Source organism: Anaeromyxobacter sp. K (assembly GCF_000020805.1).
Classification (GTDB): domain Bacteria; phylum Myxococcota; class Myxococcia; order Myxococcales; family Anaeromyxobacteraceae; genus Anaeromyxobacter; species Anaeromyxobacter dehalogenans.
Map to the genome: position 1 here is coordinate 3,288,286 of NC_011145.1, position 20,989 is coordinate 3,309,274.

Below are 20,989 nucleotides of genomic sequence, written 5' to 3' on the forward strand. Positions count from 1 at the left end.
GCCGCCGGGACCTAGGGCGCCTCGCCCATCTGCTCCAGCGCCCAGCGCGCCGCGGCGCGGACGCCGTCGCCGAGCGGGCTCGCGAGGTGCGCGCGGATCGCCGGCAGGTAGCGCCGGTCGCCCGAGGAGCCGGCGAGGAGCAGCGCGTTCCGGACCAGGCCGTCGTGGCGCGCCCGCGCCAGCGAGGTGCCGTGGAAGCGCCGCCCGTATCCGTCGGCGTCGAGCGCGAGCAGCTCGTCGAGCCACAGCGCGAGCTGGCCCGGGCGCGGCACGAGCTCGAGGTCGGCGTCGGCCGGCACGCCGCGGTTCCAGGGGCACACCGTCTGGCAGTCGTCGCAGCCGAACGCCCACCCGCCCAGCCTCCCCGCCAGCTCGTCCGGGATGGGCCCGCGCCGCTCGATGGTCCAGAACGAGATGCAGCGGCGCGCGTCCACCACGCCGGGCGCCGGGATGGCGCCGGTGGGGCACGCCGGCAGGCACGCCTCGCAGGTGCCGCAGCGGTCCGGGTGCGGCGCGTCGGGCGCGAGCTCGCGGTCGAGCAGCAGCGTCGCGAGCACCACCCAGCTCCCGTGCTCCGGCGTGATGAGGCAGCCGTTCTTCCCCACCCAGCCCACGCCGGCCCGCTCCGCCCACGCCTTCTCCATCACCGGCGCGATGTCGCACGACGCGTACGCGCCCAGCCCCGGGTCGGCCTCGCGGAGGTCCGCGAGCAGGGCGGCGAGCTTGCGCTTCACCACGGTGTGGTAGTCGCGGCCGCGCGCGTACCGCGCCACCGCGGCGGCGCCGGGCGGTGGCGGCGCCGGCTCGCCCGCGTGGTACGAGAGCGCGAGGGCCACCACGCTCCGGACGCCGGGCAGGAGCCGCGCCGGGTCGAGCCGCTCGTCCCGCTGCGTGCGCAGCCACGCCATGTCCGCCTCGAGGCCGCCCGCCAGCACGCGATCGAGCGGGCCCGGGTCGAGCGGCTCGGCCCGGGCGATCCCGCACCTCGAGAAGCCGGCCCGCGCCGCGGCCGCCTTCACCCGGTCGGCGTCGAGCCCCGCCACGCGCCCCTCAGCCGCGCCGCCCGGCGCGCGCCGCGACCTCGGGCGGCGCCGGCACGAGCCGCTTCGCGATGGCCGCGGCGAGGCCCCCCGCCGCGGCGCCGGCGAACCCGCCCAGCAGGATCGCCCCGACCGCCACGCCGGCCGCCGACGCCGGGGTGGCGTTCTCGGCCACCAGGATCCCGTAGCCGAGGGCCATCCCCACCACCACGGCCACGTTCCCCCGGCGCAGGCGCGCCTCGGCCGCGGCCGCCAGCGCGAGCACCGCGACCGCGAGGCCGGCCTGGAGCGCGGTGGGGGTGAGGTCGCGGAACACCGTCACCCGGAGCGGGCCGGTCGCGTCGCCGCCCAGGCGGTCCAGGGTGAGCGCGTGCCCGTCGCCGAGGTCGCCCTCCAGCCACACCTCGGTGCGGTCGTGCGCGACCGGCGCGCGCCCGCCCCGGCCCACGCGCGCGTAGGTGTACGTCCGCTCCAGGTGCCCCTCCACCGGCGGCCGGAGGCCACCGATGGTGAACCGCACCGCCGGCGAGCCCGAGGACGGCAGCGGCGCGGCCACGAGCAGCCGGACGTGGTGCGGGACGTCCGCGGGCACCGGCATGACGTCGCCGCGCGCCGCCAGCGCGCCCTGCGCGAGCGGCCGCCCGGGCACCACCGCGGCGACCGCCGGCACCACCGACAGGAACAGCGCGCCCGCCGCCGCGGCCACCGCGAGCCCGCGCCCGGCGCGGTCCGCCGCCGGCGAGAGCGCCGGACGGAGCGTGAACGTCACCGCGAGCAGGCCGACCACCGCCGAGACCGCCGCCGCGGCGGCGCCCTCGGGGAGCCAGCCGGCGGCGTACAGGCCTCCCGCCGCCGCGAGGACCGCGAGGCCGGCCACCGGGAGGATCCAGCCGGTGAGCGCCTCCTCGAGCCAGAGGGTGAGGGGCGACGGCGGTCGGGGTTCGGTCATCGGGGGTCTCCGCGGGGGCTCCGGCGGCTGGTCTTAGCACCGGGCGCGTCCCGCCGCCGGGTCGACCTGACGTCGCCTGGCAGTGGAGCCGAAAACTGGCGATATCGATCGGCCCCTCTACGATGCCGCGATATGGCGACTCGGCTCGATCTCCTTCACGAGTGGAACGACCTGCCCGGCGTGGCCGAGCGAGGGCGCGGCTGGGCGCTCGTCCAGGGCGACTGCGTCGAGGCGCTGGAGCGCCTCCCCCCGCACTCGGTGGACGTCGCCTTCGCCGACCCGCCCTACATGCTCTCGAACGGCGGCAGCACCTGCCAGGGCGGGCGCCGCACCTCGGTGAACAAGGGGAGCTGGGACGCCTCGGGCGGCTTCGCCGCGGACCACGCGTTCCAGGCGCGCTGGCTGCAGGCGGTGCGCAAGGTGCTGAAGCCGTCCGGCACGCTGTGGGTCTCGGGCACGCAGCACGTCATCTTCTCCATCGGCTACGCGATGCAGGAACTGGGCTTCCACCTGCTCAACACCGTCACCTGGTACAAGCCCAACGCCTCGCCCAACCTGGCCTGCCGCTTCTTCACGCACTCGACCGAGATCCTGCTCTGGGCGAGCCCGATGAAGGCGCGCCCGCTGGCGCACCGGTTCAACTACCGCGCGATGAAGACCGCCAACGGCGGCAAGCAGATGCGCGACCTGTGGGAGATCGCCGACCGCCCGGCGCCCGGCGGCGACCAGGTGGTGTGGTCGGTGCCCACGCCCGGGCCGCGCGAGAAGGTGCACGGCCGCCACCCCACGCAGAAGCCGCTCGCGCTGCTCGAGCGCGTGCTCGCCGCCAGCGCCGCGCCCGGCGACCTGGTGCTGGACCCGTTCTCGGGCTCCGCGACCACCGGCGTCGCCGCGCTCCGTGCGGGCTGCCGCTTCCTCGGGCTGGAGCGCGATCCAGGGTACGTGGACCTCGCCGCCCGCCGCCTCCGCGCCACCACGATCGATCCGGAGTGACGCACCCGGTGTGAGCAGCCCGGGCGGCGCGCGAGCAGCCGCGCACGCGTGCGCCCGTCCGGCGACTGCCTTGTTCCGGGCGAGGTGCGTACATTCGTCGGCGTGACCCCTCGCGCGCTCGCGGCGCTGCTCCCGCTGGTCGGCCTCGTCGCCTTCCTCCTCGGGACCCTGCTCGCGTTCGGCGCGCGCGCGGCGCTGTTCGGGCGGCCGCACACGCCGGACATCGAGAAGCGCCAGCACACCATCCTGGCGAAGTTCTTCCAGGAGTGGTGGATCTGGCTGTGGGGCCCGGTGGAGCGGCTGTGCGTGCGGCTCGGGATCTCGCCGGACGCCATCACGCTCGCGAGCACGCTGGTCGCCGCCGGCGCGGCGGTGCTGCTCGGGTTCGGCTGGCTGTCGCTGGGCGGCTGGGTGTTCCTGGCCGGCGCTAGCTTCGACTTCATCGACGGGCGCGTGGCGCGCGCCACCGGCCGCGTCACCCGCGCCGGCGCGTTCCTCGACTCCACGCTCGACCGGGTCGGCGAGCTGCTCGTCTTCGGCGGCCTCGCGGTGACCTTCCGCGGCTCGGTGGTGCTGTTCGCGGCGCTCGCCGCCGCCGGGGCGTCGCTGCTCGTCTCGTACGCGCGGGCGCGCGGCGAGGCGCTCGGGGCGGACGAGGCCGCGCGGGTGGGCGGGATGCAGCGGCCCGAGCGGATCGTGGTCACCGGGGTGGCGTGCGCGCTCTCGCCGCTCGCCGACGCGGCCTGGGGTGCCGGCGCCGGCCGGGCGGTCGTGGGCAGCGCGCTCGCCGCGCTGGCGGCCCTGGCGACGGCCACCGCGGCGCGGCGGACGTTCGTGATCTATCGTGCCCTGCGGCGCGCCGACCCGGCCGTGGCCGCCCGGCCGCCGTTCCGGCTCGCCGACGTGTTCCGCCTCGACGCCACGCGGCGGCGCAAGGCGGCGCGCTGAGGCGGCTGGAGTGACCGCGCTCATCCCGAGCGTAGGCCCGCCAGCGGCGGGGCGGAGTCGAGGGACGATTGCCGACCCCCTGGACGCATGGTAGGAGGGGGAGCCGTGAGAGGTCCGCCCGCCCGCCACCCGAACGACGACGCCCGCGAGCAGCTGCCCGCGCCGGAAGGCATCATCGGCGCCGCCGACGAGCTGAAGCCCGGCGACCGCGTGGTCTACCCGAACCAGGGTGTCTGCGCCGTGGTCGGCTGGGAGGTGAAGGACATCGCCGGCCAGAAGCTCGAGCTGGTCCGCATGACGCGCGAGGAGGACGGCGCGGCGGTGATGGTGCCGAAGGGCAAGGTGCCGTCCATCGGCCTGCGCCGCGTCGCCACCGGCGCGCAGATGGAGGGCGTCTTCCACTACCTCGGCGCGGTCTACGACGACCCCGAGCTCGACTGGAAGGTCCGCCACCGCGACAACGCCGACCGGCTCATCGCCGGGGGCGTGCTGGGCGTCGCCGAGGTGGTGAAGGGGCTGCACTCGCTCTCGCGCCTGCGCCCGCTGCCCACCAAGGAGCGCGAGCAGTACGACAACGCGCGCCACCTGCTGGTGCACGAGGTGTCGGTCTCGCTGGGCGTGCCGCCCGGGCTGGCCGAGGACTACATCGACTACGCGCTCATGCCGCCGGCCGGCGTGAAGTTCGACCTGAAGCCGCCGCCCGCGCCCGTCCCCCTGCCCTCCCGCCCGAAGAAGCGGCGCGTGGTCGAGGAGGCGGAGGAGGGCGATCTCGGGCTCGGCGACCTGGGCCTGGGCGACCTGGGCATCGACCTCGAGGGCGCGCTCGAGGGCGCGGAGGTGCCCGGGGCCGAGGCGGAGGGCGAGGCCGAGGGCGCCGAAGCCGGCGAGGGCGAGGCCGCCGGCGCCGAGGCGGGCGAGCCGGTCCCCGGGGCCGAGGAGGCAGCGCCCGAGGAGCTCCCGGAGATCGAGGAGCCCGTCGCCGAGGAAGACGAGGCGGAGGAGCCGCCCGCCCGCGCGGCGCGTCCCGCGAAGCCCGCCCGCGTCGCCGAGAAGCCGGCCAGGGTCGAGAAGCCCGAGAAGGCGGAGAAGGCGACCGAGAAGAAGGCGGCGCGCGCCCCGAAGGCGAAGAAGGCCGAGCCGGAGAAGCCGGCCCGGGCCGAGAAGCACGCCGAGAAGCCGGCCGCGCGCAAGGCCGCGGCCGAGAAGGCGGTGCCGGCGAAGAAGGCCGCCGCGAAGAAGCCCCCCGCGGCCAGGAAGGCTGCCACGAAGAAGCCCGCCGCCGAGAAGCCGGCCCCCAAGCGCGGAGGGAAGAAGAAGTGATCCGCGTCGTGACCCTCGACACGGTCGACCCGACCGACATGGCGGCCCTCATCCGGACGCTGTACCAGGCGTTCGGCCTCGGGACCGAGTTCGCCGGCGAGAAGCCGGTGCCGTCCGAGGCGGAGGGCAAGGACGGGCGGCTCGACGCCATCACGCTGCTGCGCGAGGTGGAGCCGGTCCGCACCTTCGCCGACGACAAGGTCCTGTACATCGCGGGCGCGCCGCTCTCGCTGCCGCCCGGACCGCTCGGCGAGCCGCCGTGCTGGGGCTTCGCCGACTACGGCAAGGAGCGCGCGGTGATCACCACCGCGAAGCTGCCGGCGCGCGGCGTCAGCGAGGCGTCGATCGAGACCTACCGGCGCCGGCTGGCACGCGAGGCGATCCACGCCATCGGGCACCTGTGGGATCTCCACCACTGCGTGGACGCGCGCTGCGCGATGCACCCCTCGTGGTCGCAGTCGCTCGCCGCGAACCCGGACTCGGACCTCTGCACCTTCTGCCGCGAGAAGAGCGAGCGGAAGATCCGGCTCGCCAAGACCTAGCGGTCCCGTGAGCGCGGATTCCCCCACGCCCGGCCCGGACCCCGCGCCGAAGGCAGCGCCCGGCATCGCCCGCCGGGTGCTCCGGCGCGCCCGCGACGCCGCCGCCGAGGACCTGCGCACCCGCGCCGCCGGCGCGCGCGACGCCGCCCGGCGCGCCTGGGCCGCGCGCCCGTCCCCGCGCCGCGGGATCGCGATCGCGTTCGTCGCCGCGCTCGTCGCCGCGGGCGCGGGCGGCATCCTCTGGCAGGCGCGGCTGCCCGGGCGGCTCCCGTCCGCGCTGGACTGGGCCGCGCTGTCCGCGCTGCTCGAGCGCGACGCGCGCCCGGGCGACGCGGTGGCCGTCGCGCCCGCCTGGGCGGAGCGCGCCCGGCTCGCCGCGCCGGCGAGGGTGCCGGTGCTGGCGCAGGCGCGCTTCGATCGCGCCGAGCTGACCGGCGTCCGGCGCGTGTGGCTGGTGGCGCTGCCCGGCGCGCCCGGCCGCGCGTCCTGGCTGGACGCCGAGCTGGATCTCATCGCGCGCGCCGCGCGCCCGGCCGAGCGGATGGCGCTGGGGCGGCTGGAGGTGCAGCGCTTCGAGCTGGCCGGGCCGCGCGTTCCGCTCGCGTTCCTGCCCGATCTCCTCGCCCGCGCCGAGGTCCGTCGAGGCGACCAGCCCTGCCCCGCGGGCGCGGACGGCGCGCCGGCGTGCCCCGGCGAGCCCGGCCCGTCGCTGCGACGGTCGGTGCGGCAGGTCGAGGCGCTGCCGCGGCCGTGCCTGGTGGCGGCGCCCGCGGACGCGCCGCTCGTGATCTCCTTCCCGTCCGTCCCGCTCGGCAGCGCGCTCGCGGGCCACCTGGGACGCGCGGGCGATCCGCCCTCTCCGGCCACCGGCGCCCTCCCCGCCCGCGTGGCGCTGCGCGTGGACGAGCAGGAGGCCGGCACGGTCGAGCTGCCGCTCGCGGGCTGGCGCGCGTTCCGGCTCGACACCGCCCGGTTCGCAGGGAGCGCGCGCGAGGTGGAGCTCACGCTCACCGCGCCCGCCGAGGCCGGCGCGCTCTGCCTGGACGCGGAGGCGCTCCCGTGACCCCCGCGCTGCGCCGGCTCCCCGCCCGCGTGGCCGCCGGGCTCCGCAGCGGGCGCCGGCGGATCGCGCTCGCCTGGGCCGCCGCCACGCTCGTGGCGCTCGTGGCGCTCGCCGGCGGCCCCGGCATCTCGCGGGACGAGGCGGACGTCGTCGCCGCCGCCGGGCGCGTCGCCGAGGGCTGGCGCACCGCCGCCGGCCACCCGCTCGCGGCGCTCACCGGCCTCGAGGCCGCCCGGGCCCGCTCCGGCGGACGCCCGCTGCCGCCGCTCGGACCGGCCGTCGCCGCCGCGGGCCACGCCGCCGGGCGCACCGCGGGGCTCTCGCACCAGCGTGCCTACCGGCTCGGCGCCGCCTTCGCGGGCGCGCTGCTCTCGGCGCTGCTCGCGCTGGCGGGCCACGCGCTCGCCGGCCCCGCCGGCGCGGCGCTCGCGCCGGCGATGTACTGGCTCGCGCCGAGGACGCTCCTCTCCGGCGCGGTCGCGCTCGCGGACGGCCTCGCCGCGCTGCTCTGGCTGGCCGCGTTCTGGGCCTACCGCCGCGCCGCCGCGGCGCCGGACCGGCTGCTCCGGCTGCGCGCCGCCGCGCTCGCCGGGCTCGCCTTCGGCGCGGCGCTCGCGGCCCGGCTCGACGCCTGGGTGATCCTGCCCACGCTCGCGCTGCACGCGCTCCTGGTGCGCGTGCTCCGGCCGCGGGCCGCAACCCCCGAGCCGGAGGCGCCACCGGTCGGGATCGAGGCGCGCCTGCGCGGGGTGCCGGTCGCCATCGCCTCCATGGCGGTGCTCGGCCCGCTCACCCTGGTGGCGCTGTGGCCCTGGCTCTGGGCCGATCCGCTCCGCCGCGCCCTGCTGGCGTCCCAGGCCGCGCGCGCCGGCGCGGGCGAGGCGCTCGCCGCCGGGCTGCCGCGAGCGCTCGTGCCCCTCGCGGTGACCGTGTTCGCGGTGCCGGCCGCGCCGCTCCTCGCGGCCGGCGGCGGCGCGCTGCAGGCGCTCGCGCGCGCGGCCCGGGCGCTCCGGCGAGGGAGCGGGTTCGCGCTGTCCGACGAGGTCCTGCTGCTCCTCGGCGCCGCGGCGCCGCTCGCCGCGGCGGCGTCCGGGCTGTCCCCGGCAGTCCCCGGCGTGCGCGGCTGGCTGCCGGCGTTCCCGTTCCTGGCGCTGCTCGGCACCCGGGCGCTCCTCCACGCGGCGCGCCTCGCCTGGCCGGCGCGCGGCTCGTCGCTCGCCGCCGCGCTCGCGCTCCTGGTGCTGTACCCCGCCGCCCGCCAGGCGGCGCACACCTGGCCCGCGGCGTCGTCCTCCTGGAGCGCCCTCGGCGGCGGCGCGCCCGGCGCCGCGTCGCGCGGGCTCCCGCGCCAGGACGGCGGCGAGGCGGCCGCGGCGATGCTGGACGCGCTCGCGGAGCGGGCGCGCCCCGGCGCGCGGGTCTACTGGGCGCGCACCGCCGGGGCGGCGGTCGAGGTCTACGCCCGCGACGGCCGGCTCCGGGCCGACCTGCGCCGCGCCGAGGCGCCGGAGGACGCGGACCTGGCGGTGGTGACGGTGGACGGCGCGGCCCGCGACGCCGAGTACCGCACCTGGGCGGCGTTCCGCGACGCGCGCCCGGTGGCCGGGGCGTTCCTCGACGAGGTGCCGCTGGTCCTCGTGTACGCGCGCCCCGGCGCCTGGCGCTGACCCTTCGATTCACCCAGCGGCGATGGTGGACGCCCCGGGAGGTCCGCCGCCCGCCTTGCCGCCCCACCGCGGGGCGGGGTACACGGACCGGAATGCCCTCGCACCGCAGGATGCTCATCGCCGTGGTGGCCGGCGCCGTCCTCGGCGCGCTCGCGAACGCGCTGGGCGGCGGCGCGCCCTGGCTCGACGTCGCGGTGCGCGACGTGGCCCAGCCCATCGGGCAGCTCTTCATCCGGCTCCTGTTCATGCTGGTGGTGCCGCTCCTGTTCTCGGCGCTGGTGCTGGGCGTCGCGGACCTCGAGCTCCGCCACCTGGGCCGCCTGGGCGCGCGGATGCTCGGCTACACCGCCGCGGTGTCGTCCATCGCGGTGCTCATCGGCGTGACGCTCGTGAACGTGCTCGGGCCCGGTCGCGGGCTGCCCGACGCCGTGCGCGAGGCCGCGCGGGGGGCCGCCACCATCAAGCCAGCCCCGCTCCCCGGCGGCGACTCGGTGGCCGGGTTCGTCCTCGCGCTCGTCCCGGACAACCCGGTGAAGGCGGCAGCCACCGGCGACCTCATGGGCCTCATCGTGTTCGCGCTGCTGTTCGGCGTGGCGCTCGCCGTGACCGACACGCCGGGCGCGCGCACGCTGAAGGCGGCGCTGCAGGGCCTCTACGACGTCTCCATGAAGCTCATCGAGGGCGTGCTGCGGCTCGCGCCGCTCGGCGTCGGCGCGCTGCTCTTCGTCATGGCGGCCCGCCTCGGCGCGGCGGTGGTCCGGCCCATCGCCGCCTACGTGGGCGTGGTGGTGCTCGGGCTCGCGCTGCACCAGTTCGTGGTCTATTCGCTGTCCGTGAAGCTCTTCGGCGGCATGAGCCCGCGCGCGTTCTTCTCCGGCGTGCGGCTCGCCATGGTGACGGCGTTCTCCACCGCCTCCTCTTCCGCCACCCTCCCGACCGCGCTCCGCGTGGCCGAGGAGAACCTGCGCCTGCCGCGACACGTGGCGCGGTTCGTGCTCACCGCCGGCTCCGCCATGAACCAGAACGGCTCGGCGCTGTTCGAGGGCGTCACGGTGCTGTTCCTGGCGCAGGTCTACGGCGTCGAGCTCTCGCTCGGCCAGCAGGCCATCGCGGTGGGGATCGCCGTCCTGGCCGGCATCGGCACGGCCGGCGTGCCGGCCGCCTCCATGCCGTTCATCGCCATGATCCTCGGCATCCTCGGGATCCCGGTGGAGGGCATCGGCCTGGTGCTCGGCGTGGATCGCTTCCTCGACATGTGCCGGACCACGGTGAACGTCACCGGCGACCTCGCCGCCGCCGTGTTCGTCGCCCGCGGCGAGCCCGCCGAGGCGACCGAGCCGGCCGCCGGGGTGCCACCCGCGCCGTAGCGTCCCCGGCGCGCGGCGCCTCCGGGCCGCTCGCGATGGGGGAGGACGCCGCTCGCGCCCCGCGATTCGCACAACTCGCCCCTCCCGGCGGCGGGGGTGCCCCTGGTAGGATGATCCTCCGCCGCGCGCCGCCCGGACCGGGCTTCGCGGCGCCGGAGCCTTCATGAAGATCGTCGCCCTGGCCCTCGGGACCTCGCTGCGCGGAGACGACGCGGCCGGGCTGGCGGTGGCGCGCGGCCTCGAGGCGCTGGTCCCGGGCCTCGAGGTGGTCGAGATCCCCGAGCTCGTCCCCGATCACGCGGAGGTGGTCGCCGCCGCCGACGGGGTGCTGTTCCTGGACGCGTCGGTGGCCGGCGCGCCGGGAGAGGTCTGCGCCACCCGGCTCTCGCCCCGCCCGGCGCGCGCCGCGGTGATCCACACGCTCATGCCGGAGGAGGTGCTGGGGCTGGCGCGTGCGCTGTTCGGCCGCGTGCCACCCGCCGCCCTGGTCACCGTGGCCGGCCGCGACTTCGCGTTCGGCGACGCGCTCTCCCCCGAGGTGGAGGCGGCGCTGCCCCTGGCGCGCGAGCGCGCGCGGGAGATGGTGGCGGGCTTCCGGCTGTAGCCCGCGCCCTCCCTCCGGCCGCGACCCGGCTTCGCACCCCGCTGCCCTCGCGCCCGCGGCGGACCCCCGGCCTCCGCTTGACCCATCCCCTTCCCCGGCCCACGCTCCATCGTGCGGAAGCAGATCGACGGAACGTGATACGCGGCGCGCGCCGGCCCTTCCCCCCCGGCACGGCGCGCACGCGGCGGGCGGACGCCCCCCGGGGCGGCCGCCCGTGTCTTCTCCGGACGCGCCGTCAGTCGAGCGGCACCCGCGCGCCGGAGAGCCAGGCCGCGAGCGCGCCCGGGCGCGCCAGGAAGTGCCCGACCATCCCCGACACGTCGCGCCGCCGCGCGTCCAGGCCTCGACGGGCGAGCGCGCCCGCGAGCGCGTCGAGCGCCACGAGGTAGAGCGCGCGCTGCGCCACGTCCATGCGCACCACCGGCGCGCGGCCGTCCTCGTCGTCGTCGCCCCCGTCGCCGGCCGCCAGGGCCAGCGCCTCCCGGCAGTCGCCGCGGTCCACCGCGCTCACGCTCCGGCACGCGAGCGGCCGCGCCGGGTGGATGGCGCACCGGCCCGCGCCGTCGAGCAACGGGCACGCCACGCTCCCGGCGATCCGCTCGCGGTCCTCCAGCCAGCGCACGCGATCGTGGAACGCGAGCAGCCGCGTGCCGAGCGCCGCCGCCGCGCCCGGCTCCAGCCCGGCCCGCAGCTGCACCGCCGCGACCGCCCCCTCGACCGCCAGCGTGCCCACGTTCAGCACGCAGCAGCTCGAGCAGCCCGGGCCGCACGCCGGCGGCGGCGTGCCGGACGGCCGGGCCCGCTCGAGCGACGCGGCCACCGTACGCTCCACGCCCTCGAGCAGCGCCGCCAGCGCCGCCTCGTCCGCGCCGGCCAGGCCGCGGACCGCCAGCGCCTCGACCTCCGCCCGGCAACGCGCCACCGCCTCGTCGAGCACCGCGCCTCCTCCCCGGCGCAGGGCCGGGCTCGCCTCACCCGCGCCGCGCCGCCCGGATGGCGCGGTCCAGCAGCTCGAGCGGGTGCGCGGGCTCGACGCCCGCCCCTCGCTCCTCCAGCAGCCTGCGCACGTGCAGCGTGCAGCCCGGGTTCGCGCTCGCGAGCACGGTCGCGCCGGTCGCCATCACCGCCTCGGCCTTGCGCCGCCCGATTTCCGACGCGCTCTCCGGCTGGACCAGGTTGTAGATGCCCGCCGAGCCGCAGCACTGGTCGCCGTCGGCGATCTCGACGAGCTCGAGGCCGGGGATGGTGGCGAGCAGGGCCCGCGGCGCGCCGCCCACGCCCTGCGCGTGCTGGAGGTGGCAGGGCGAGTGGTAGGCCACCCGCGCCGCCAGCGGGGCGCGCGGCGCCCGGGGCGACAGCCCGGCGAGCAGCTCCGACGCGTCGCGCACCCGGGCCGAGAACGCGGCCGCCCTCGGCGCGAACTCCGGGTCGTCCTCGAACAGGTGCGCGAGGTCCTTCAGGTGCGAGCCGCAGCCGGCCGCGTTCACCACGATCGCGTCGAGGGGCAGCCCCTCGAAGCGCTCCACCAGCGCCCGCGCCAGCCGCCGCGCCTCCTCGAGCCGGCCCGCGTGGACCGACAGCGCGCCGCAGCAGCCCTGGCCGGCGGGCGCGAGCACCTCCACGCCCTCGGCGGCGAGCACGCGCACGGTGGCCGCGTTCACGCCGGGGAAGAACACCTTCTGCACGCAGCCGGTCACCAGGCCCACGCGCAGGCGGCGCTCGCCGTGCGCGCCGGTGGCGGGCGGGATGGTCGCGAGGACGTCGCGCAGCGCGAGCGGGGGCGCGAGCGCCTCGAGCTGCTCGAGGCGCCGGGAGAGGCGCAGCAGCCCGGTCCGGCGGAACAGCCAGCGCAGCCCGCTCACCCGCCACACCCACAGCAGCAGCGCCGCGACGCGCAGCCGCCCCGGGTGCGGGAACAGCGAGAACACGAGCGCGCGGTGCAGCCGGTCGAGCGCGGGGCGCCGGTGCTCCCGCTCCACCCGCGCGCGGGCCGCGTCGATGACGTGGTCGTACCGGACGCCGGACGGGCAGGCGCCCAGGCACGCCATGCAGCCCAGGCAGCGGTCGAAGTGCGCCGCCACCGCGTCCGACATGGCCAGCTCGCCCTCCTGCAGCCCGCGGAAGAGGTCGATGCGGCCGCGCGGCGAGTCCATCTCCTCCTGCCAGCTCTGCCACGTCGGGCAGACCGGCAGGCAGAAGCCGCAGTGCACGCACTCGTCCGCCGGCGTGCGCGCCGCGCCCCGCGCCGGGGACGCCGCGGGCTGCGCCCTGTCCGCTCCCGCGCCCATTCAGATCCCTCCTGGCAGGCGGCCCGGCGCGAGCCGGTGCTCCGGGTCGAGCTCCCGCTTCAGGCGCCGCATCAGCTCGAGCCCGGCCGGCGCAGCACCCCACGGGTCCAGCGGGGCGCGGAGCGCCGCCGGCGCGTCGGCGATCACCACCGAGCCGTGGCCGGCCGCCACCGCGCCGCGCGCCGCCTCGACGGCCACCGCCACGAGGGCCGGGTCCTCCAGCGAGCCCGAGACGAGGCCGATCCCGAGCGTCGGGTGCAGGATCAGGCCGCCGCCTGCGAGCGCGCCGGCCACCCGCTCCAGCGCGCCGGCGGCGATCGCCAGCGCCGCGGGCGCGAACGCCGCCCGGATCCGCACGTCGCCGGCCGTGCGGACCGCGTCCTGGCGCGCCCAGAGCGCCGCCTCGTCCGCCCCGCCCAGCCGCTCCCCCGGCGTCCCCTGCGCCGCCGCGAGCGCGAGCGCGCGCTCCGACTGGTCCCGCACGCCCGGGCCGAAGCCCTCGAAGCGGAGCCCCAGCCGGTAGGGGCCGCCGTCGCGCCGCGCCACCACCGCGACCGGCTCGAGGCGCGCGTCGAGCACCGCCTGCGTGAGCGCCCGGCACGCCGGCGCGCCCAGCCCCGGCACCGCCACCGTGGCCGAAGCCTCGGGGAGCGGGTGCAGCCGGAACACCACCTCGGCGACGAGCCCCAGCGTGCCCAGCGAGCCGCAGAACAGCCGCGGCAGGTCGAAGCCGGCCACGTTCTTCACCACCTTGCCGCCGCCCCGCGCGACGACACCATCGGCGCGGACGACGGTCATGCCGATGACGAGGTCCCGCACCGCGCCGAAGCGGGCGCGCCGCGGGCCGAACGCATTCGCCGCCACGATGCCGCCCACGGTGGCGCGGTCCGCGAGCGGCGGGTCGAGGGCGAGCCGCTGCCCGTGCGGCGCGAGGTGGTCCTGCAGCGCGGCGAGCGTCATCCCGGCCTCCACCGCGACGATCTGGTCGGAGGGCGCGTGCTCGCGGACGCGGTCGAGCCGGCGCGTGTGCAGCACCGCGTCGAGACGGGCGGGCGGTGCCCCCAGCCCGAGGTCGGTGCCCCCGCCCACGAACGCGACCGCGAGGCGATCGGCGGCGAGCGCGCGCATCGCCTCGGCGGCCTCGTCGAGCGTCGCCGGCTCGATCGCCAGGCGCGGCACGGCGCCCGCCACCGCGTCGGCGGCGCTCGCGGGACGGGCGGCGGCGCTCACCAGCGCTCCGCGAGCCCGGCCACCTCGGCGGGGTGGGGGCGGTAGGGGCCGGGCCGCTCGCCGCACAGCCGCGGCGTCGGGAACACCTTGCCCGGGTTCATGAGGGCCGCGCCGTCGAAGGCGCAGCGGACGCGCTGCATCGTCTCGAGGTCCTCCGGGGCGAACTGCTCCGCCATGTACGCCGCCTTCTCCGCCCCGACCCCGTGCTCGCCGGTGATCGAGCCGCCGCTGCGGATGCACAGCCGCAGGATCTCGCCTCCCAGCGCCGCGGCGCGCGCCTCCTCGCCGGGGTTGCGCGCGTCGTAGAGCACCAGCGGGTGGAGGTTGCCGTCGCCGGCGTGGAATACGTTCGCCACGCGCAGGCCGGCCTCGGCGGCCATGCGCTCGATCTCGCGCAGCACGCGCGCGATCTCCGAGCGCGGGATGACGCCGTCCTCCACCAGGTAGTTCGGGCTGATGCGGCCCACCGCCGCGAAGGCGCTCTTGCGCCCCTTCCACATGAGCTGGCGCTCGGCCTCGTCGCGCGGCACCCGGATCTCCAGCGCGCCGGCCGCGCGGGCGATCTCGATGGCGCGCGCCGCGACGTGCTCCACCTCGGCCCGGCAGCCGTCCGCGTCCATGAGCAGCGCCGCGCCCACGTCCGGCCAATCCAGGCCCGTCGCCGCCTTCGCGGCCACGATGGCGAGCCGGTCCATCATCTCGATCGCGGCGGGCAGGATGCCGGCGGCGATGATGCCCGAGACCGCCGCGCCCGCCTCGTCGGTGGACGGGAACGTGGCGAAGAAGGTCCGCGTCACCTCGGGCTTGCGCAGCAGCCGCAGGGTCGCCTCGGTGGCGATGCCCAGCAGCCCCTCGCTGCCCACCATCGCCGCCAGCAGGTCGTAGCCGGGCGCGTCGGCGGCCGGGCCGCCCAGGTCCACCACGCTGCCGTCCGAGAGGACCACCCGCGCCGCGAGCACGTGGTTCGTGGTGAACCCGTACTTCAGGCAGTGCGCGCCGCCCGAGTTCTCGGCCACGTTGCCGCCGATCGAGCACACGCCCTGCGACGACGGGTCCGGCGCGTAGTACCAGCCCGCCGCCGCCACCGCGCGCGAGACGTCCAGGTTGATGACGCCCGGCTCCACGCGCGCCCAGCCGTTCTCGAGGTCCAGCTCGAGGATGCGCCGCATGCGCGCGAGCGAGACGACGATCGAGCCCGGCGACGGGCGCGCGCCGCCCGAGAGCCCCGTGCCCGCGCCGCGCGGCACCAGCGGCACGCCCGCCTCCCGGGCCGCGTTCACCACCTCGACCACCTCGTCGGTCGAGCCCGGCAGCGCCACCAGCGCCGGCGTGGTTCGACCGTGGGTGATCCCGTCGCACGCGTAGACGCGCAGCTCCGCCGGGTCCGCGATCACGTGCGCCGGGCCCAGCGCGGCGGCGAGGCGTCGGGCGAGGGCACTGCTCACGGCGGGAGCTCGGGTCACGCGGGCTCCTTCGGTTGCGAGGTGGTGGTTGAATGTTCCGGGACGGCTCGGTCCGGTCAACCTTCGACGGGGTGCATCGATCGGGGGCGCGCGGGGACGTTCCGGGGGACGGCCGACCCGCGAGCGCACACGCACCCACGCCCGCCCGTCCAAGTCCCTCGGCTGTGCGCTGGCGCACAGGGATCTCGCCCGGTACGCTGGCGGGCCATGACGACGACCGCCTCCGCGACGCGGGCCATCGGAAAGGTGAAGGGGACGCTGCTCCTCTCCCGGATGAACTACCTGCGGGCCCAGGGGCCGGAGAGCGCCGAGCGCGTGCTCCGCCGGCTGACGGTGGCGGACCAGGCGCTGCTGCGCGGCACGCTCGATCCCGCGACGTGGTACCCCGCCGACCTGCTCATCCGCGTCGAGCTGACCATCGCCGCGCTGCTCGCCCGCGGCGATCGCTCCGCGATGTTCCTCGCCATGGGTCGCCACACCGCCGAGACCAACCTCGCCCCCGCCGGCATCCAGCGCGCCTACCTGCGCGAGGGCGAGCCGCACCACCTGCTGCGCAGCGTCCCCGCGCTCTACGCCGCCAGCCACACCAGCGGCTCGCGCACCTACGAGCCCAGCGGCCCCCGCGCCGCGGTGATCCGCACGCACGGCGGCGACGAGGTCACCGCCGACGACTGCCTCACCGCGGTGGGCTGGCTCGGCCGCGCCATCGAGCTCTCCGGCGGGAAGGCCGTGCAGGTGGTGGAGACCCACTGCCGCGCGCGCGGCGCCGCCTCGTGCGAGTACCGCTGCGAGTGGGCGTAGGCTCGCACCGTCAGCCGCTCACGCCTTCTCCCCGAGGGCATCCTCGTGCGGCATCGCCTCGCCCGGCAGGGCGAGCGCCCGCCCGCGCCGGCGCTGGGCACGGCTGAAGCCAGGCATCGTAGACCTCCGCGATCCACTATCCGGTGGAGAGAGGAGGAGCGACATGGATCGCGAGGACCGCACCCGGGAAGCCAGGACCGAGCCGAGGCCGGACGACCGCGAGCGACAGCGCGAGCGGGCGGCCGCTCCGCCGATCGAGCGCGAGCACGAGACGTGGCAGGGCATCCTCGAGGAGGACGAGCGGCGCGAGCGCGAGCGGAGCTGAGCCGTCGGCTGCAGCCCCCCCGTCTGCCGCACCCCGTGGTACGATGGCCGCGCCGCTTGACTCAGGCGGCGGCGGTCTTATGAAAGGACCGTCAGTTCGCAGACTTGGGGGCGAACTGGTTTCGACGGAGGACGGAAGGAGACGGGTGCGCGCCGTGGTTGGTCACGAGGCCACGTAAAAACGGGACCAAGCAGAAACGCGAACGAGCCCATGGCTCTCGCGGCCTAACTAAAGGCCGTGCGTTCCCCCGGAAGCGCCGGGTACCGGGTGTGAACGTCAGCTCCGGCTGGACCTTGGCGGGAAGCGAACCGCCTTGCCGAGGTCGAGATCAAAGGGCGAGGACGTGAGCGGTTGCAGGCTCGGAGGTTGCCGCTCACGTATCCACTCCGAGCTACGCGCGTAGGGCCCTTCACTGGAAGTCTTTCGGACCCGGGTTCGATTCCCGGCGCCTCCACTTGAAGCCCCCGGAACTCGGGGGCTTCGTCGTTTCTGGCGTTTGGTCGCCGCCCACTCTGAGTCGAAGTCGGGCAGGATAGTCCCATGCCGAAGGACGACTGGTTTCGCCGCGAGACTTGGTCGAGAGAGGACCAAGCCGAGTTCGAGCGTCGACTCGCTCGTTCACGGCCGACGAGCAGGGCTCAGTACCTCCGCATCCAGGCCGTTCACCTTCTCCAGACCAGAATGCCTGAACTGCTTCGTGCCGCGCTCACTCTGCTCGACCGCGTCGTCACGGAGTACCCGAAGGACTTGCAGGCTGCGCTTGCCCTTACGGACCGTGCCAAGTGCCTTCTCGCATTAGGAGAGTGGCCAGCGGCAGCAGAGGCTTTCCGTGCGGCCTTGGCCGCCGAAACGACGTTCCCGTCTGTTCGCAGCGACGCGTACCTCTCGCTCGCGTTCGAGGTGGTGACGAGGAATGACAGGGTGCTCTTCGACGAAGTGTCGCGCGTCTGTTTCGCACATGCGTCGGAGCCCAGGCCGTTTCCGGTGCAGCAGTTCCGCTGGCATGCCGTTCAGGCGCTGCTCGCGGACGCAGAACAGAACACGGAGGTCGCGCGAACTGAGGCGTCGGCGGCGCTCGCTGCCGCTGCGGCATCTGAGTCCGGGTTCCGATACCACCGGACGCTCGGGCTCGTACGTTGCGTCCCTCGGGAAATCGAGAAGCGGCTGCGCCGACTCGCCATCGGATAGCAGCGTAGCGTGCATTTCCCGATATGCGAGACCTCTTCAGGCACCGCGGCAGGGTGAACGAGCCCGGTGCCCGCCCGCGTAGCACCGCTCACGCGCCCGAGACCCACCGGCCGCCGCCGTCGCAGGTCACGACCGTCCCCGTCATGTACGGGTTGGCCGCGACCGTGACGATCACCTCCGCCACGTCCTCCGGCCTCCCCACGCGCCGGGCCGGGAACCGCTTGCGGGCCTGCTCGAACACGCCCGCCTTCACCTCACGTGGGATCGCGTCCCACCACGGCGTGTCCACCAGGCCCGGCGAAACTGCGTTCACGCGGATGGGCGCGAGCTCTACGGCCAGCACCGGGACCACTGCCTCCAGCGCCGCGTTGATCGCGGCGAGGCCCGCGGTCCCGGGGATGGCCGCGCCCGCCGAAGCGGCGGACACGAAGGTGATCGACGCCTCCGGCGCGAGCTTCGGCAGCGCCGCCTGGGCGGTGCGGAGCTGGGGCAGGAGCTTCGCCTGGAGCCCCTCGGCCAGATCCTCGAGGTCGAGCGAGCGGAAGGGGCCCGCGCCCTTGCCGCCGGAGAGTGCCAGCACCAGCAGGTCGATGCTGGGCGCGCCGATGAAGTACTCCTGGAGCGAGGCCGGCGAGGCGGCGTCGAGCACGGCGCCCTCGACCCCGTCTCCCAACGCCGCGATCTTCGTCCGGTCCCGGCCCGCCGCAGTCACCCGCGCCCCGCGGGCCGCCAGGAGCCGCGCCGTGGCGAGCCCGATCCCCGAGCTCCCTCCCACCACCAGCGCCCGTCTGCCCTTCAGGTCCATGGTCCATCCTCCATTACGAGACGACGCGGTCCGGAACAGCAATAACGAGACACTCCGTCTCGTCAAGCGATATGCTCGCTGCGATGTCGCGCCCACCCCGCCCCGCCACCGTGGCGCCCCGCCGTGGCCGCCCGCGCAGCGACGCGGCCCGACAGGCCATCCTGACGGCGGCGCTGGAGCTCGCGCGCACCCGGCCGCCGGCGGACGTGTCGGTCGGGGCCATCGCCGCCCAGGCCGGCGTCGGCAAGCAGACCATTTACCGCTGGTGGACGGGCAAGGCGGAGGTGCTGCTGGAGGCGCTCGCGGATCTGGCCGAGACCGAGATCCTGGAGCCCGACCTGGGGAGCCTGGAGGCCGACCTCCGCGCGTTCCTCGAGGCGAGCTTCGACGCGATCGAGCACCAGCGGCTCGCGCCGGTGCTGCGTGGGCTCATGGCCGAGGCGCAGCGCGACCCGGGGTTCGCCCGCGCCTTCCGCGCACGCTTCATCGAGCGTCGGCGCGACGCCGCCCGGCGGCTGCTGGACCGGGCGCGACGCCGCGGCGAGCTGGGCCGGTCTACCGACCCTGAGCTGCTCGTGGACGTCCTCTTCGGCGGGCTCTGGTACCGGCTCCTCGCAGGGCACGCCCCGCTCGACCGCGCCTTCGCCCGCGGCCTGGCCCGGGCGGTGGCGCGGGTGGCGGGGTGAGCCCACTGCGCACGCGCCGCCCCGCTGCGTCGGCGCGGATGCCGCGCGCGGTCGTCACGCTGCTCCTGCGCGCCGTCGCCTCGGAGCGCCCGTCCTTCTCTTCGATCCGCAGCGCCTGATCGGCCGAGAGCGGTGCCCATCGTGGGCTCGCGATGGTGCGCTCATGGGCCATCGCGAGCCGTCACGACGGTCCCGAGCGAACCCCTTCGCCGACGAGCACGATCTTGCCGGTCACGCCGCCGTTGGCGAGGAGCTCCTGCGCCCGACGTGCGTCGGCCAGAGGGAACCGCTGCGCGATGATCGGCTCGACCTTCCGCTGCTGCAGGAGGTCGAGCAGCGTGATCAGGTCGTGCCGGAACCATGCCGGCTTCAGCCGCTTCAGCGTCTGGATGCTGTACGGGACCACCCGCCTTAGGCCCGGGAGAAGCGAGCCGGCGGCGATGTACAGCGCGAATCTCGCGGCTCCGCGAAAGCGCCGGCGACGACCTGGACGACTGGAGGTCAGCGCCCCCTCCCCGCGAATCGAGCTGATGAGGCCATAGCCCACCACCTTCCCGCCGGGTCGGAGCGCCTTGCGCGAATGCCAGAGGTGAGCGCCGCCGATGTGGTCGAACACGACGTCCACGCCGTCGCCCGCGAGGCGGTGGATCTCCTCCACGAAGTCCTGATGCTGATAGTCGATGGGGGTGCCGCCGAGCGCGGTGACGACCGACGCCCCTCGCGACGAGCAGGTCCCGTACATCTCCAGCCCGGCGAGGCGCCCGAGCTGCAAGAGCGCCGTGCCGACCCCGCCTGCCGCGCCGTGAATCAACGCACGCTCTCCCCGCCCGACCTTCGCGGAGCGATGCATCATCTGGTACGCGGTGACGTAGTTCAGCACCAGGCAGACGGCCTCGGCGGCGTCCACGCCCGGTGGCACGGGAACGAGCTCCTCCTGCCGCAGGCAAACCCATCCTGCGTACGCACCGTGGATCGGCATCGCGGCGACGACCTGGCCTGGCTCGATGCCGGCGACGCCGGCGCCGAGCCGATCCACCACGCCGACCAGGTCCCAGCCGGGAGTGAACGGCACCGCGGGCGTCTCGGGATGAATTCCCTCGCGCGCCATGATGTCCGGCAACGAGACGCCTGCGGCCAGCACTCTCACCCGCGCCTCACCAGCCTTCGGCTCGGGGCGCGGTTCCTCGACCACCTCGAGCGCGTCGAGCCCGCCGTAATGCGTGACGACGACGCGGAGGTGGCTCGCGGCTTCCGACGACACTGCGACGTGGCTCGGTGGTGTCATTGAGCTGCCCTCCTCTACCGACCGGTTCCGCGGGACCGTGATGGAGCGGCTCCGCGCCAACCCTCGGAAGGCCACCGTCCCGGGCGCGCGTTCAGCTCGAGCGAGGCGCTGCCATGGATCCCGAGGCGGCGCCTCGTCGTCGCCCGCCTCGTGATGCAGGAGGATGCGCACGGCCCTGAACATCGACGGGCTCCAACCGGGCCTCCCTTCGTGACGGACTCTGCGCCGAGTTGCCACACGCCGGAACGGAGCAAACGAAGCGCCGTTGGGTCACCCCGAACGTCGCAGGTCGGCATCGCGCCCGTTCGTCACGAGGCCTCGCGCCGTCAGCCGAGTGAGCCGACGGTCGGGCGCATCCGACGGGCGGGAGGGTGAACGCCGGGCGACGTCTTGGCCGGCGCGGCCATGCTGGATGCAGTAACTTT

General features: G+C 76.4%; 20 protein-coding genes and 1 other RNA gene. 13 read left to right on the forward strand and 8 right to left on the reverse strand.

Annotated elements, in window-relative coordinates; all coding sequences use genetic code 11:
* Positions 1–11 precede the first annotated feature (11 nt).
* Together queG and ANAEK_RS14805 are read right to left on the reverse strand one after the other, a co-directional pair.
* Positions 12–1,043 carry a tRNA epoxyqueuosine(34) reductase QueG gene (gene queG, locus ANAEK_RS14800; RefSeq protein WP_012526939.1) on the reverse strand — a complete coding sequence of 344 codons (1,032 nt, stop codon included), beginning with the start codon at positions 1,041–1,043 and terminating at the stop codon, positions 12–14.
* Between the two features lie 7 nt (positions 1,044–1,050).
* The gene (locus ANAEK_RS14805) at positions 1,051–1,989 is read right to left on the reverse strand and encodes a hypothetical protein (protein WP_012526940.1); all 939 of its coding nucleotides are present in this window, start codon (positions 1,987–1,989) and stop codon (positions 1,051–1,053) included.
* 132 nt (positions 1,990–2,121) lie between these two features.
* On the opposite strand from ANAEK_RS14805, the gene ANAEK_RS14810 reads away from it, so the two are divergent.
* From ANAEK_RS14810 to ANAEK_RS14845, 8 genes are all read left to right on the forward strand, one after another.
* Positions 2,122–2,982: a site-specific DNA-methyltransferase gene (locus ANAEK_RS14810; protein WP_012526941.1), complete on the forward strand. Its 861-nt coding sequence runs from the start codon at positions 2,122–2,124 to the stop codon at positions 2,980–2,982.
* Between the two features lie 102 nt (positions 2,983–3,084).
* On the forward strand, positions 3,085–3,930 hold the full coding sequence (locus ANAEK_RS14815) for a CDP-alcohol phosphatidyltransferase family protein (protein ID WP_232288226.1): 846 nt from the start codon (positions 3,085–3,087) through the stop codon (positions 3,928–3,930).
* Positions 3,931–4,035: 105 nt separating this feature from the next.
* On the forward strand, positions 4,036–5,250 hold the full coding sequence (locus ANAEK_RS14820) for a CarD family transcriptional regulator (protein ID WP_012526943.1): 1,215 nt from the start codon (positions 4,036–4,038) through the stop codon (positions 5,248–5,250).
* On the forward strand, positions 5,247–5,792 hold the full coding sequence (locus ANAEK_RS14825) for an archaemetzincin (protein WP_012526944.1): 546 nt from the start codon (positions 5,247–5,249) through the stop codon (positions 5,790–5,792). The genes ANAEK_RS14820 and ANAEK_RS14825 overlap by 4 nt, the downstream gene beginning before the upstream one ends.
* A 7-nt stretch (positions 5,793–5,799) precedes the next feature.
* The gene (locus ANAEK_RS14830) at positions 5,800–6,855 is read left to right on the forward strand and encodes a hypothetical protein (RefSeq protein ID WP_012526945.1); all 1,056 of its coding nucleotides are present in this window, start codon (positions 5,800–5,802) and stop codon (positions 6,853–6,855) included.
* Positions 6,852–8,522, forward strand: coding sequence for a hypothetical protein (locus tag ANAEK_RS14835; protein WP_012526946.1), 1,671 nt, complete (start codon positions 6,852–6,854; stop codon positions 8,520–8,522). Before ANAEK_RS14830 ends, ANAEK_RS14835 begins: the two co-directional genes overlap by 4 nt.
* A gap of 92 nt (positions 8,523–8,614) precedes the next feature.
* Entirely contained in the window at positions 8,615–9,889 is a 1,275-nt protein-coding gene (locus ANAEK_RS14840; RefSeq protein WP_012526947.1) for a dicarboxylate/amino acid:cation symporter, read from the forward strand.
* A gap of 163 nt (positions 9,890–10,052) precedes the next feature.
* On the forward strand, positions 10,053–10,493 hold the full coding sequence (locus ANAEK_RS14845) for a hydrogenase maturation protease (protein WP_012526948.1): 441 nt from the start codon (positions 10,053–10,055) through the stop codon (positions 10,491–10,493).
* Positions 10,494–10,728: 235 nt separating this feature from the next.
* Here ANAEK_RS14845 and ANAEK_RS14850 read toward each other — a convergent pair whose 3' ends face one another.
* From ANAEK_RS14850 to ANAEK_RS14865, 4 genes are read right to left on the reverse strand one after another with little or no spacing between them, the layout of a single operon-like run.
* Positions 10,729–11,430: a YkgJ family cysteine cluster protein gene (locus tag ANAEK_RS14850; RefSeq protein WP_012526949.1), complete on the reverse strand. Its 702-nt coding sequence runs from the start codon at positions 11,428–11,430 to the stop codon at positions 10,729–10,731.
* Positions 11,431–11,464: 34 nt separating this feature from the next.
* Entirely contained in the window at positions 11,465–12,781 is a 1,317-nt protein-coding gene (locus ANAEK_RS14855) for a (Fe-S)-binding protein (protein ID WP_012526950.1), read from the reverse strand.
* Positions 12,782–14,011: an FAD-binding oxidoreductase gene (locus tag ANAEK_RS14860; protein ID WP_012526951.1), complete on the reverse strand. Its 1,230-nt coding sequence runs from the start codon at positions 14,009–14,011 to the stop codon at positions 12,782–12,784.
* The gene (locus tag ANAEK_RS14865) at positions 14,008–15,474 is read right to left on the reverse strand and encodes an FAD-linked oxidase C-terminal domain-containing protein (RefSeq protein WP_012526952.1); all 1,467 of its coding nucleotides are present in this window, start codon (positions 15,472–15,474) and stop codon (positions 14,008–14,010) included. Before ANAEK_RS14865 ends, ANAEK_RS14860 begins: the two co-directional genes overlap by 4 nt.
* Before the next feature lie 207 nt (positions 15,475–15,681).
* On the opposite strand from ANAEK_RS14865, the gene ANAEK_RS14870 reads away from it, so the two are divergent.
* From ANAEK_RS14870 to ANAEK_RS14875, 4 genes are all read left to right on the forward strand, one after another.
* Positions 15,682–16,275, forward strand: a complete 594-nt coding sequence (locus tag ANAEK_RS14870) for a TIGR02265 family protein (protein WP_012634110.1) — start codon at positions 15,682–15,684, stop codon at positions 16,273–16,275.
* A 163-nt stretch (positions 16,276–16,438) separates the two neighbouring features.
* Entirely contained in the window at positions 16,439–16,600 is a 162-nt protein-coding gene (locus ANAEK_RS23155; RefSeq protein WP_012526954.1) for a hypothetical protein, read from the forward strand.
* Between the two features lie 106 nt (positions 16,601–16,706).
* Positions 16,707–17,057: a transfer-messenger RNA gene (ssrA, locus tag ANAEK_RS22805) on the forward strand.
* 83 nt (positions 17,058–17,140) lie between these two features.
* Entirely contained in the window at positions 17,141–17,788 is a 648-nt protein-coding gene (locus ANAEK_RS14875) for a tetratricopeptide repeat protein (protein WP_012526955.1), read from the forward strand.
* An 88-nt stretch (positions 17,789–17,876) separates the two neighbouring features.
* Here the strand turns inward: ANAEK_RS14875 and ANAEK_RS14880 are convergent, their stop codons facing one another.
* Positions 17,877–18,593, reverse strand: coding sequence for an SDR family oxidoreductase (locus ANAEK_RS14880; RefSeq protein WP_012526956.1), 717 nt, complete (start codon positions 18,591–18,593; stop codon positions 17,877–17,879).
* A gap of 83 nt (positions 18,594–18,676) precedes the next feature.
* Here ANAEK_RS14880 and ANAEK_RS14885 point away from each other — a divergent pair, with 83 nt between their 5' ends.
* Positions 18,677–19,279, forward strand: coding sequence for a TetR/AcrR family transcriptional regulator (locus ANAEK_RS14885; RefSeq protein WP_012526957.1), 603 nt, complete (start codon positions 18,677–18,679; stop codon positions 19,277–19,279).
* Between the two features lie 181 nt (positions 19,280–19,460).
* Here the strand turns inward: ANAEK_RS14885 and ANAEK_RS14890 are convergent, their stop codons facing one another.
* Entirely contained in the window at positions 19,461–20,735 is a 1,275-nt protein-coding gene (locus ANAEK_RS14890) for a medium chain dehydrogenase/reductase family protein (protein WP_232288227.1), read from the reverse strand.
* Positions 20,736–20,989 lie beyond the last annotated feature (254 nt).